Source organism: Streptomyces flavusporus (assembly GCF_046267975.1).
GTDB classification, from domain to species: Bacteria; Actinomycetota; Actinomycetes; order Streptomycetales; family Streptomycetaceae; genus Streptomyces; species Streptomyces flavusporus.
This window is the reverse complement of record NZ_CP176503.1, coordinates 4,615,767-4,628,229: the sequence shown is the minus strand read 5'-3', so window position 1 is coordinate 4,628,229 and position 12,463 is coordinate 4,615,767. Positions and strand designations below refer to the sequence as shown.

The following is a 12,463-nucleotide window of genomic DNA, read 5'->3' as shown; positions in this document are numbered from 1 at the left end:
GGATCCGTAGTGATGGGTCATCCGTCGGCGTCATGTCGAGTGTCCGGTATCGATGTCGGTCTCGTATGCGAGTGCGTGGATCGAATGTGTGACCTTTTCAGGGGGGTGTCGTTGATCGGATGACAGCACCAGGGGCGGGAAGGGGGGGCGGTGAGCCGGAGGCTGCCGCTTGGTGAGGGCGAGACGGCCCGCACCGCCTGTGCCCGGGGTCTGTTGCGGGCGGGTGTGGTGGAGCAGACGGGCGAGGTGCTCTCGGCCGCTGCGCTGGCCCAGCGGGTGGGCTGGGCGGCCGCTCTGGTGTCCGGCATGGCCGCCGAGTTGCTGGCCACGCACTGGAATGCCGCCGACGTGGATGCACTGGCCTCCGGTGTGGACGCCGGGGGCCGAGCGCTGCCGTCGAACGCGTGGATGGCGCTGCGACGTCTGGGCTGGACCGTCGCCCCGGCCGAGGGCATCCGCGTCAATGACCGGATCGTGCGCATGGCCCAGGAGCAGGCCGGGCGCACCCTGCGGTCGGTAAAGTGGCGCACCGACCTGACCGCCGGGGTCATCGGGACCTGGCCCGCCGAGGCGGGCAGGCGCACCCCGCAGGAGTGGGATGCCGTCCGTGAGGCCGTCCCCGACGGCCGGCATCTGCCCTCCAGCTCGATCACGTCCCGGACCCGGCAGATCGCCACCTTCGCCAAGAAGCATGGTCGGCTGCCGGTCGATGTGTTCGAGCTGGAGGCCGCGCCCCGCAGTGCGCGGATACTGCTGCTGTCGGCGTGCGACGTGCAGCAGGCGTCGATCGCCCGCGGTGATGACCCGGGCCGGGCGGTGCTGCGGCTGCAGCTGCCCACTCGCCCCGATCCGCGCTCCTACCGGGACTGGACGTGGGTGGCCTGCCCCCTCACGCTGCCGCCCACGGTTCCGCCCGGCGCGGTCCTGCACCTGCCTGCCTTGCGCATCCACCAAGGCCGGGTGCGGGCCGATCTGGCCTACACCCACGCCGTGCCCACGGCCCGGCGCACCGGTCACACGATCGCGCTCGGCGTGGACTGGGGCCTGAACACGCTGCTCAGCGCGGGCTCGGTCCGCCTGCACAACAACGGGCGTCTCACCCCCCTCGGGGCCGGGGCCATGTTCCGCGCCGCCGGGGTGCTGGCCAAACAGCACCGGCTGCGCCGCGAGAGCGAGTACCTGCACGCCAAGACCGGCCACTACCAGCGCCTGATCGCCGGAGACGACACGCATCCGCTGACGGGCAGACAGCAGGTGCTCGCCGAGGAGATCCGGCATGTCTCCAACCGCCGCTCCCGCCTCAACGACGCGCTGGCCTGGGCTGCCGCCCGCTGGGCGGTCGACCAGGCCATCACCGCCGGCGCGAGCGTGATCTACGTCGAGGACCTCCGCTCGATGGAAGCGCGCGGCATGGGCCGCACCCTGAACACCCGCCTGTCCCAGCAGGTACGCGGGCAGATCGTGGAGCGCATGCGGCACCTGGCCGCCGAGGCCGGTATCGCCGTCGTCACCGTCCCGGCCCGGGGCACCTCCCGGCACTGCCCTCACTGCCTCGTCCCGCTGCGCCATCGCAAGGCTCCCGACCGGCCCACCGCACCGGGCTGGAAATGGGCCATCTGCCCCAACCCCGAGTGCGGCTGGCAGGGCGACCGTGACACCGGAGCATGGCAGCGCATCGCCGCCCGCGGCCTGGCCCACCAGACCAAGGCCGTGGTGGACCGCGCCAGCGGCACCCTGGTCATCCGCAGCGTGGCGGACAAGCTCGAAGCCCGAGCCGTGGTCGCACCGGCCACCGCCGATACCCGCCGGGACCGGTCCAAGACCGGATCCACCCGGCCACGTTCCACACGCCCCGCGCCCAGGCGACGCAGGGCACCCTCCCCCACCGGCCCCTCGGGTCCGGCGGGTAAGCGTCCGGAGGGACACGCTCACACGGGCCCAAGACGGCTGCCCCGCGCAGCCCACCGGCACCAGGGCGTGACGACGATCAGCACACCCACCATCGGCCGACACCGGCCACGAGGGGCAGCGCTGGGCGCAGGGTTCCACCTGCACGCCCACGCCACCCCGCCACGATGGGCATACCCCATACCAGGCACTATGCCTTGCATGGGATCGCTCAGCTGATCAGAGACGCTTGAGTCACTCCCGCAGGCCGTTCACCAGACGGCTCATCCGCACGACCTCGGCGGTCGCCTGCTCCACGTCCTCCCGTACGAACCCGTCGTCGACGCCGTCCGCGATGTTGTCCAGGGAGAGGCGCAACGCTGTCAACGGGGTCCGCAGCTGGTGCGAGGCGTCCGCCACGAAGATGCGCTGCGACGCGATCAGCGTGTCCAGGCGTTCTGCTCCCTGGTTGAGCGTGCGGGCCAGCGTCTACCAGAAGCACTCGCACGGCGGCACCTCAGTCCTTGAAACTTAATCATCAGAGGCAACTTGTGACCCGCGGCACTTTTCCGAGTGTCATCAGCGCATGCCGGGCATATGCAGTCCGAGAACGAGCGGCCGGACATCTCACCATGCGATATCTGGGAAGGGAATTTCGGACGCTCGTTAAAATGAGCCGACACACACGGACTGAGCGAGGAGCGCACGTGGGCCTTGTCGTGCAGAAGTACGGAGGCTCCTCCGTAGCCGATGCCGAGGGCATCAAGCGCGTCGCCAAGCGAATCGTGGAAGCCAAGAAGAACGGCCACCAGGTGGTGGCGGTGGTTTCCGCGATGGGCGACACGACGGACGAGCTGATCGATCTCGCCGAGCAGGTTTCCCCGATTCCTGCCGGGCGCGAGCTCGACATGCTGCTGACCGCCGGAGAGCGGATCTCCATGGCGCTGCTGGCCATGGCGATCAAAAACCTGGGCCACTCGGCCCAGTCGTTCACGGGCAGCCAGGCAGGTGTCATCACCGACTCGGTCCACAACAAAGCCCGGATCATCGATGTCACGCCGGGCCGGATCCGGGACTCGCTGGACGAGGGCAACATCGCCATCGTCGCCGGATTCCAGGGCGTCAGCCAGGACACCAAGGACATCACGACGCTGGGCCGCGGCGGGTCCGACACCACGGCCGTGGCGCTGGCCGCCGCCCTCGACGCCGAGGTGTGCGAGATCTACACCGACGTCGACGGCGTGTTCACCGCCGACCCGCGCGTGGTGAAGAAGGCCCGGAAGATCGACTGGATCTCGTTCGAGGACATGCTCGAGCTGGCCGCGTCCGGGTCGAAGGTGCTGCTCCACCGCTGTGTGGAGTACGCCCGCCGCTACAACATCCCGATCCATGTCCGGTCCAGCTTCAGCGGGCTGCAGGGCACGTGGGTCAGCAGCGAGCCGATCGAGCAAGGGGACAAGCAGGTGGAGCAGGCCATCATCTCCGGTGTCGCGCACGACACCTCCGAGGCCAAGATCACGGTCGTCGGCGTGCCGGACAAGCCCGGCGAGGCCGCCGCCATCTTCCGCACGATCGCCGACGCCGAGATCAACATCGACATGGTCGTGCAGAACGTGTCCGCCGCCTCCACCGGGCTCACGGACATCTCCTTCACGCTGCCGAAGACCGAGGGCCGCAAGGCCATCGACGCCCTGGAGAAGAACAAGGCCGGCATCGGCTTCGACTCGCTGCGCTACGACGACCAGATCGGCAAGATCTCCCTGGTCGGCGCCGGTATGAAGACCAACCCGGGCGTCACGGCCGCGTTCTTCGAGGCGCTGAGCGACGCGAGTGTGAACATCGAGCTGATCTCGACCTCCGAGATCCGCATCTCGGTCGTCACCCGTGCCGACGACGTGTCCGAGGCCGTCCGCGCCGTGCACACCGCCTTCGGCCTGGACTCCGACAGCGACGAGGCCGTCGTCTACGGAGGCACCGGCCGATGACCATCCGACCGACGCTCGCGGTCGTGGGAGCGACCGGGGTCGTCGGCACGGTCATGCTCCAGATCCTGTCCCAGCACGCGGACATCTGGGGCGAGATCCGTCTGATCGCCTCGCCGCGCTCGGCCGGCCGCAAGCTGGCCGTGCGCGGCGAGGAGGTCGAGGTGGTCGCCCTCACCGAGGAGGCGTTCGACGGGGTCGACGTCGCCATGTTCGACCTGCCGGACGAGCTCGCCGCGCAGTGGGCGCCGATCGCCGCCGCCAAGGGCGCCGTCGTCGTGGACAACTCGGGCGCGTTCCGGATGGACCCGGACGTGCCGCTGGTCGTGCCGGAGGTCAATCCGCACGCGATCCGGGTGCGCCCGCGCGGCATCATCGCCAACCCCAACTGCACGACGCTGTCCATGATCGTCGCCCTGGGCGCGCTGCACGCCGAGTTCGGACTGCGTGAGCTGGTCGTCTCCGCGTACCAGGCGGTGAGCGGGGCCGGGCGGGCCGGCGTGGAGACGCTGCGGCAGCAGCTGTCCCTGGTGGCCGGTACGGAGCTGGGGACCCACCCCGGTGACATACGGCGGGTCGTGGGTGACAGCACCGGACCGTTCCCGGAGCCGGTGGCGCTGAACGTCGTGCCGTGGGCCGGGTCGGTGCGCGAGGACGGCTGGTCGTCGGAGGAGATGAAGGTGCGGGACGAGTCCCGCAAGATCCTCGGACTGCCGCGGCTGCCCGTCGCGGTGACGTGTGTCCGGGTGCCGGTGGTGACTGTGCACTCGCTGACCGTGCACGCCCGCTTCGAGGGCGAGGTGACGGTGGACCGGGCTCGTGAGATTCTCGCCACCACGCCCGGGGTCGTCCTGTTCGACAATCCGGCGGCCGGGGAGTTCCCGACGCCCGCCGATGTGGTGGGGACCGACCCGACGTGGGTCGGGCGGGTGCGCCGGGCCCTGGACGATCCGACGGCGCTCGAGCTCTTCGTGTGCGGCGACAATCTGCGCAAGGGGGCCGCGCTCAACACCGCGCAGATCGCCGAGCTCGTGGCTGCGGAGATGGCGTGAAGGTAAAAGGCCTCGGCGATGGCCTGATCTGTTTGTAGGATCCATGGAAGCTGTGCACGCCAGGTGAGCCGGACAAGTGGTCCGGACCACTTGTTTCGGGCCCCTCGGCGTTCGAAGATTTCCTCCCCGCCCTCCGCAACCGTGCGGAGGGCGGGGAGCGTCTATGCGGTCGCCCTTCCGGGGTGTGGAGACGCGTTGATCCAGGCGTGGGGACGCCGTGAACGGTGCGTGGGGACGCCCGTTCGTATGGGACATAGGGGAAGAGCGGACGCATGAGGGCATATGGGGCAACGTCAGTCGTGCTGCCTGACGCGAGAACGAAAGTGACGCCCGGCACGTACAACCCTGGCGGGGGGAAGCGTGTCCAACTGGCGTGGCAGAGGTACTCGAGTTTCCTGCGGCAACCCGCGGCACGGCCCTTCGGCCGCCCCGGCCCGTCCGCACCCGTATGGGCGCGCCCGGCGGCATGCCGGTGATCGCCCCCATGCCCGCAGCGCGGCCCGCCCGCATCCCGAATCAGCGTGACGGCGCCGACGACGTCGATGCGGCGGCGGCCGGCACCACCGTCGACCACCTCACCGAGACCTATCGCACGCACTACCGCTCGCTGCTCGGTCTCGCCGCCCTCCTCCTCGACGACACCGCCTCCTGCGAGGACGTCGTGCAGGAGGCCTTCATCCGCGTCCACTCGGCCCGCAAACGGGTCCGCGACCCGGAGAAGACACTGGCGTATCTGCGTCAGACGGTCGTCAATCTCTCGCGCTCGGCATTGCGCCGCCGCATCCTCGGCCTCAAGCTGCTGTCGAAGCCCATGCCCGACATGGCGAGCGCCGAGGAGGGGGCGTACGACCAGTTGGAGCGCGACTCCCTGATCAAGGCGATGAAGGGCCTGCAGCGCCGCCAGCGCGAGGTCCTGGTGCTGCGCTACTTCGCGGACATGACGGAGGCCCAGGTCGCCGAGACGCTCGGGATATCGCTGGGCTCGGTCAAGGCGTACGGCTCGCGCGGCATCGCGGCCCTCCGGATCGCCATGGAGGCGCCGGCATGACCGACGAGAACGGGCGGCGGCATCCGCACGAGCCGCATGAGCCGTACGAGTGGCGTGAGCCGACACCCGAGGAGGGGCCGGGGGGCGCCTCGCGCGAGCAAGAGCCGAAGCAATCGCACGCTGGGAACGGAACTGTGAACCACGGCCCCGACGACCAGGGCCCCGAGGGGCTCGACTCGGACGAGCTGGCACTGCGCAGGATGCTGCACCAGGCGGTGCAGGACGTCGAGCCGCGCGACGGCACGCTGGACCACCTGCGGCGGGCCGTGCCCGCCCGGCGGGCGCGCAAGCGGCAGGCCGCCGTCGGCATGGCGGCCGCGGCGCTGTTCGTCTGCACCGCCGTCCCGGCCCTGGTGCACGTCTCCAACTCCACCGGTCCCGACGCCAACCCGTCCATCGCCGGTCACGGCGCGCAGGCACAGGGCGGCGCGGGCGAGGGCAAGAGCACCGAGGGCGCGGGCAGCGGCGGCGCGGACTCCACGGGCAAGGCCGAGGACCCCGGCAAGGGCAGCCCCACCCACAAGGAGACAGGCCCGGGCGGAAGCCCCGAGACCGGCGGCGAAGCCGGCCCCGACGTCTCCTATCCCTCGGCGACCAGCGCGGTCAGCGCCCCTGTGTGTACGGCCGAGCAGCTCGGCTCGGCCACCGCGACCGCCGACGTCCCCGACTCCGGCGGCACGGTCTACGGCACCTTCCGGGTCATGAACGTCTCCTCCGCGGGCTGTACGGTCGGCGGCGCCGGCACGGTCAGTCCCCTCGCACAGGGCGCGGCCGACCCCACCAAGATCACCGTGGTGGCCCACACGTCCGGCGACACGGCGGCCGGCCTGCCGGACCCGTCCCTCGAGGTCCCGCAGCTGGTGCTGCAACCGGGCTCCGCATACGAGGTGAAGTTCGCCTGGGTGCCTTCGGAGCCCTGCTCCACCGACTCCGGCGGCGACAGCGGCGGCGGCACGGGCGGTCCTTCGCCCGACCCGACGCCCACCACCGGCCCCGGCACCACGCCCGACGGCAGCTCCACCGGCGGCGACACCGGCATGTCCACCCAGCTGGTCACGGAGGACGGTACGGCCGACGGGAGCGTCGTCGTCTCCTACACGGCGGAGGCAGGGGCGCCGACGGTTTCCGTGACGGTGGCCAACGCGTGTGCGGGGACCGTGTACCGGACCGGGGTGCTGTCCGCCTCGTAGATCCTCGTCGGTGCTGAGGTCCTGTTGTCCTCAGACCCCGGACGGGGTGGAAACGCGCTGCTCGTCCTCCGGCACCAGCCCCATCTCCGCGTCCCGCACGAACTCGACCTCGCGGCGGAACAACCGGAACCACATGAAGACGACGAAGCCCGCGAAGACGAACCACTCGCCGGTGTAGCCGAGGTTCTGGAAGGCCTTGAGGTTGAGTCCGGTGTCCGCCGCCGCGCTCACCGGCACGGCCCGCATCCCGGAGTCGCCCTTGTTGAGGGTGACCCACGCGTCGTGGACCTCGTACGGAACGAGGTTCACCAGCGAGGCCGCGCTGATCGCCGCGGTCTGCCCGGACGGCAGCCCGCCCTGCGCGCTGACGCCGTTCTCGCCCGGGTTCTCGGACGCCTGGAGCGCGCCGGTGACCGTGACCTCGCCGGTGGGCGGGGCCGGGGCCTTGGCCGGGTCGGCGGCGCCGGGCAGCCAGCCCCGGACGACCGGGAGGGCCTTGCCGTCGTCCATGCGCAGCAGGGTCAGGACGTAGTAGCCGCGCTTTCCGTCCAGCTCCCGGTCCGGGACGAGCAGCTGCTCGCCGTACGTGCCGGTCGCGGTGGTCCGGTCGCCGGAGGTCTCCTTGTCCACGGGCAGCAGCTCGGCGAGCGGCCGGGCCGCCTTGGTCTTGTCCGACGCGGCCTGCTCACCCGCGCTCCGGTGCTCCTCGATCCGGACCTCGAACCGACTCAGCTGCCAGGACCCCATGAGGATGCAGAAGGGGATGGCAAGCAGCACGAAGACGTTGATCCCCCACCAACGGGGCGTCAGCAGAAACCGGTACACGCCGTCAACGGTACGGGGCTCGTCCAGTGGGCCGGCCGCGGGGTGGCCGTCGGTCAGTACCGCTCGCTCAGGTGCTCGCGGCCGGCCGGGGGCTCGTACGGCTCCGGCCAGAAGTCGGTTATGGAGTTGATCAGCCCGTCCCCCGTGAAGGTGAAGAAGGAGATGGCGTACATCTCCTCCAGCCCCACGGCGGCGTGGATCCACGAGACGACGTGACCCGGCTCGGCGACGAGTCGCTCGATCCGCAGGTGCCAGTCGCCGGGGTACTCCTTGTAGAACTGCACGAACCGGTCCCGGCCGCTGATCTTCTCCCGCGTCTGCGGCAGCGTGTACACGACGTCCTCGGCCAGGGTCTCGGCGAATGCGTCCCAGTGCCGGGCCTCGGCGGTGGCCCAGAACCTCTCGACGGTCTTGCGCAGATCGGTCGTCGCGGTCATGGGAAGGAGTGTGCACCCTGCCACTGACAATCGGCCCCGTCCCGGCCGGAAGGGAGGGCGTGGAGGTTTTCCACAGGCTGGGGACCTCGGCGGCGGATTGTCGGCCGGGCCAGGCACTATGGGGTCATGACTGAGAGCAACGGGTCCGCCGCGCAGGATCAGCGCAAGCAGGGCGAGAACATGCCGGACTGGGAGAAGCGCTTCCGGGCGCCGCGGGTGTCGCTGCCCGACTGGGCGGAGGACGCACCCGACCGCTCCTTGTTCGTGTCGAACGCGACGGGGACGTACGAGCTGTACGCCTGGGACCGTTCGACGGGTGAGCAGCGCCAGGTGACGGACCGGCCGAACGGTACGACGGACGGCGTGCTCTCCCCGGACGGCGCGTGGATCTGGTGGTTCGACGACAAGGACGGCGACGAGTTCGGCGTGTGGCGCCGCCAGCCCTTCACCGGCGGCGAGGACGAGCTCGCCGTGCCGGGCCTGGACCCGTCCTACCCGGCGGGTCTCGCCCTGGGCCGTGACGGACGTACGGCGGTGGTGGGCCGCTCCACCGACGAGGACGGTACGACGATCCACATCGCGCGCCTGGGCGAGGCGCCGGTGGAGATCTACCGGCACCGTGAGTCGGCGGGCGTCGGCGACCTCTCCCACGACGGCTCGCTGATCGCCGTGGAGCACACCGAGCACGGGGACGCGATGCACTCGGCGCTGCGCGTGCTGCGCCCCGACGGCACGCCGGTCGCCGAGCTCGACGACACCAAGGGCGGCTCCGTCGAGCTGGGCCTGGAGGTCCTCGGCTTCGCGCCGGTCGACGGTGACACGCGCCTGCTCATCGGCCACCAGAGGCGCGGCCGCTGGGAGCCGCTGGTGTGGGACGTGGCGACGGGCGAGGAGACGGACCTGGCGCTGGAGCTGCCCGGGGACGTCAACGCCGAGTGGTATCCGGACGGCTCCGGTCTGCTGATCGCGCACAGCCACGAGGCCCGCGGCGAGCTGTTCCGCTACGACTTCGGCACGCGCGAGCTGGCGAAGGTCCCGACCCCGCCCGGCACGGTCTCCGGCGCGACCGCCCGACCGGACGGCAGCGTGGAGTACCTGTGGTCGTCGGCGGCCGAGCCGTCGTCGGTGCGCTCGACGGCGGGCCGGGCGGTCCTCGACCCGCCCGGCATGAAGTCCCCGGGTTCGGTGCCGGTGGAGGACGTGTGGGTGGAGGGCCCCGGCGGCCGGATCCACGCCCTGGTCCAGAAGCCGGCCGGCGCGTCCGGCCCGCTCCCCACGGTGTTCGACATCCACGGCGGCCCGACCTGGCACGACAGCGACTCCTTCGCCGCGGGCCCGGCCGCCTGGGTGGACCATGGGTACGCGGTCGTGCGGGTCAACTACCGCGGCTCCACCGGCTACGGCCGCGCCTGGACGGACGCGCTGAAGCACCGGGTCGGCCTGATCGAGCTGGAGGACATCGCGGTGGTCCGGGAGTGGGCGATCACCTCGGGCCTTGCCGACCCCGACCGGCTGATCCTGACCGGCGGCTCCTGGGGCGGCTACCTCACGCTCCTCGGCCTCGGCACCCAGCCGGACGCGTGGACGCTGGGCATCGCGGCGGTCCCGGTGGCCGACTACGTCACCGCGTACCACGACGAGATGGAGGCCCTGAAGGCCATGGACCGCACCCTCCTGGGCGGCACCCCGGAGGAGGTCCCCGAGCGCTTCGAGGCGTCGTCCCCCCTCACCTACGTCGACCAGGTCAAGGCCCCGGTGTACATCTCGGCCGGCGTGAACGACCCTCGCTGCCCCATCCGCCAGATCGAGAACTACGTCAAGCGCCTTCAGGCGCGCGGCGCGATCCACGAGGTCTACCGGTACGACGCGGGACACGGCTCGCTGGTCGTCGACGAGCGGATCAAGCAGGTGAAGCTGGAACTGGACTTCGCGGAGAGACACCTGGGCGGCGCGGGCGCCTGACAGCCGCGTCGCCGTCACCGGGGAGACGGACGGCGGGGTCGAGGGCAACCGTACGACCGCGACCCCGCCGTCGCCCGTCACCTTGCCGCCCGCGCCCGCGGCCGCCTCCCCAGCAGGTCCGCCAACCCCCGCCGGGTCGCCGCCAGTACCACCCGGTCGTCGGCGCGCAGGACATACGTCGGCGGGAGGTTCCACACGAGGTCCGAGGTGGGCGGGGTGTCGCCGGGGCCGGTGGAGGACGGGCCCACCGCAAGGTCCGGCCGGCGTTCCTCCGGTGCCGCCGCGTCCAGGGCCAGCACCCGCCACGACCCGGCCTGGAAGGCGTCGGCCACCGTCTTCCCCTCCAACTGCCGGATCCCGCGCACGTCCACGGCCGCGAAGAGCAGCACCCGCCGCTCGACCGGGATGGCCCCCAGCACCTGCCGGCCCATCATGGCCCCGGCGAAGGAGGGCGCCGCGAGATGGGTGACACTGCGGCTGCGGGTGAGCGCACGCGGGTGCGCGGCCCGCAGGGTGCGGTACACGGCGGCCGCGAAGTCGTCGTCGTACAGGCGGAGCACGACCCGCAGATCGGGCCGTACGGACCGGGCGTACAGCGCGGCTTCCAGGTTCGTGGTGTCCACGCTGGTCAGCGCGAGCAGCGCATGGGCCCGGTGGATCTTGGCGGCCTCCAGGACGCCCTCCTGCGTGACGTCCCCGAGCACCACCGGCACCCGTAACCGCCGGGCCGTCGCCATGCCGCGCGCCTCGGGATCGGCCTCGACGCACACCACCGGAATGTGCAGTTCCCGCAGCCGGGTCAGCACGCGGGTGCCGATCTTGCCGAGCCCGAGCAGCACGACGTGCCCGGCGAGTCCGCGCGGCGGCCTGCGCAGCGTGGACGCGCTCCGGAAGGTGCCGAGCGCCTCCAGTACGGCCGCCAGCAGCACCGGCAGCAGCAGCAACCCGACGACGGCGGACAGGAGTTGGAGGATCTGCCGTCCGGTGCTCGCGTCGGTGGCCGGGTCGTCGATACCGAGGATGTCGAGCAGCGTCAGATACGTCGCGCGCAGCGGATGGTCCCTGGTGACGATCGTCAGCGCGATCGCCAGCGCGAGCACGGCACCCACCAGGCCCGCGAGCGACCAGCGCAGCCGCCGGGAGAACAGCGACGCGAACGGCGGTACGACACCGACCCCGCGCCCCGAGGACTGCGATGACCCGGAGTACGACACCTGCTCCAGCACGACCGTGCCGCGCCCGGTGGCGGCGGCCACCTCCTCCTCGTCCGGCAGCAGCCGCGGCCCGCGCTCCCCGCTGCTCTCCGACCCGTCCGCACCGGCCGGGTCACTGCTCGTCGTCGACAGCAGCGCCAGCGTGCACAGCCCGGGATCGGCCACCTGACCCGGCGCCGGCGGTGTCCGCTCCACGGCCCGCAGCAGCAGCCCGTCGGTCTGTACGACCTTGCTGGTCCCGGCGAGCGCGGTCGCCGCCAGCGCCGGTGCGGCCGTGTCGGCGTCGGACAGCACGGTGGTGGAGGCGTCTACGGAGGCGGCCGAATCGCCGACCGCCAACGCGGCGGCCTGGTCGAGGAGTTCCTCGATGTGCTGCCCCAACCGCCGGTTGTAGAGCCGCAGGACGAGGCGCAGCCGGGGGTTGAGGCGGCGGGCGGTGAGGGCGGCGCGGATGTTGGTCTCGTCGTCGTCGTACACGAGCGCCAGCGCGGTCGCCCGCTCCACGCCCGCGTCGGCGAGCACGCTCTCGGTCGGCTCGGCGGCCTCCAGGAGTCGCTCGTTCCCGCTGCCCTCGCCACCGGAGGTGCCGTTGCCGTTCCCGGCGGCCCGGTTGGCCGCGTTCACCATCCGGTCGAGCAGCGCCGCCGACGCGGCCCGGGCCCGTCCGACGACCGGCTGGCGCACCCGGCGCCCGGCGGGTGGTACGACGAGCGTCACCTGCTCCTCGTACACCCCCCGCAGTTCGGCCGCGAGCCGGTGCGCGAGCCCGTCGTCACCGCACACCACCATGTGCGCGGTCGCGCCATCCGGCTGACCCTGATTCGGAACGCTCCCCACGAGGGAAAAGACTGCCCCACCGGGACGGA

The 12,463-nt window shown here is 71.7% G+C and carries 9 protein-coding genes and 1 pseudogene; 6 read left to right on the top strand and 4 right to left on the bottom strand.

Going from position 1 to position 12,463, the window contains the following annotated elements; translation table 11 throughout:
* The first annotated feature begins 150 nt into the window (after window positions 1-150).
* Window positions 151-2,127 carry a zinc ribbon domain-containing protein gene (locus ACKTSN_RS21885; RefSeq protein WP_409470665.1) on the top strand — a complete coding sequence of 659 codons (1,977 nt, stop codon included), beginning with the start codon at window positions 151-153 and terminating at the stop codon, window positions 2,125-2,127.
* Window positions 2,128-2,151: 24 nt separating this feature from the next.
* Here the strand turns inward: ACKTSN_RS21885 and ACKTSN_RS21880 are convergent.
* Window positions 2,152-2,376: pseudogene (locus ACKTSN_RS21880) on the bottom strand (histidine kinase dimerization/phospho-acceptor domain-containing protein); the annotation flags it as partial.
* Window positions 2,377-2,594: 218 nt separating this feature from the next.
* Between ACKTSN_RS21880 and ACKTSN_RS21875 the strand changes: the two are divergent.
* The 4 genes from ACKTSN_RS21875 (at window position 2,595) to ACKTSN_RS21860 (ending at window position 7,159) form a co-directional block, all read left to right on the top strand.
* Entirely contained in the window at window positions 2,595-3,872 is a 1,278-nt protein-coding gene (locus tag ACKTSN_RS21875) for an aspartate kinase (protein ID WP_409470664.1), read from the top strand.
* Window positions 3,869-4,921: an aspartate-semialdehyde dehydrogenase gene (locus tag ACKTSN_RS21870; protein ID WP_409470663.1), complete on the top strand. Its 1,053-nt coding sequence runs from the start codon at window positions 3,869-3,871 to the stop codon at window positions 4,919-4,921. The genes ACKTSN_RS21875 and ACKTSN_RS21870 overlap by 4 nt, the downstream gene beginning before the upstream one ends.
* Before the next feature lie 373 nt (window positions 4,922-5,294).
* Window positions 5,295-5,969, top strand: a complete 675-nt coding sequence (locus ACKTSN_RS21865) for a SigE family RNA polymerase sigma factor (protein ID WP_385263915.1) — start codon at window positions 5,295-5,297, stop codon at window positions 5,967-5,969.
* Window positions 5,966-7,159 (top strand): hypothetical protein, encoded by a 1,194-nt coding sequence (locus ACKTSN_RS21860; protein WP_409470662.1) that lies wholly within the window; start codon window positions 5,966-5,968, stop codon window positions 7,157-7,159. Before ACKTSN_RS21865 ends, ACKTSN_RS21860 begins: the two co-directional genes overlap by 4 nt.
* 30 nt (window positions 7,160-7,189) lie before the next feature.
* Here the strand turns inward: ACKTSN_RS21860 and ACKTSN_RS21855 are convergent, their stop codons facing one another.
* Together ACKTSN_RS21855 and ACKTSN_RS21850 are read right to left on the bottom strand one after the other, a co-directional pair.
* Window positions 7,190-7,984: an SURF1 family protein gene (locus tag ACKTSN_RS21855; protein WP_409470661.1), complete on the bottom strand. Its 795-nt coding sequence runs from the start codon at window positions 7,982-7,984 to the stop codon at window positions 7,190-7,192.
* A gap of 53 nt (window positions 7,985-8,037) precedes the next feature.
* Window positions 8,038-8,421 (bottom strand): nuclear transport factor 2 family protein, encoded by a 384-nt coding sequence (locus ACKTSN_RS21850; protein ID WP_409470660.1) that lies wholly within the window; start codon window positions 8,419-8,421, stop codon window positions 8,038-8,040.
* A 126-nt stretch (window positions 8,422-8,547) separates the two neighbouring features.
* On the opposite strand from ACKTSN_RS21850, the gene ACKTSN_RS21845 reads away from it, so the two are divergent.
* Complete coding sequence (locus ACKTSN_RS21845; RefSeq protein ID WP_409470659.1) at window positions 8,548-10,383, top strand: S9 family peptidase; 1,836 nt, start codon at window positions 8,548-8,550, stop codon at window positions 10,381-10,383.
* Between the two features lie 77 nt (window positions 10,384-10,460).
* On the opposite strand, the gene ACKTSN_RS21840 is transcribed toward ACKTSN_RS21845, so the two are convergent.
* Window positions 10,461-12,386 carry an NAD-binding protein gene (locus ACKTSN_RS21840; RefSeq protein WP_409470658.1) on the bottom strand — a complete coding sequence of 642 codons (1,926 nt, stop codon included), beginning with the start codon at window positions 12,384-12,386 and terminating at the stop codon, window positions 10,461-10,463.
* Window positions 12,387-12,463: the final 77 nt, after the last annotated feature.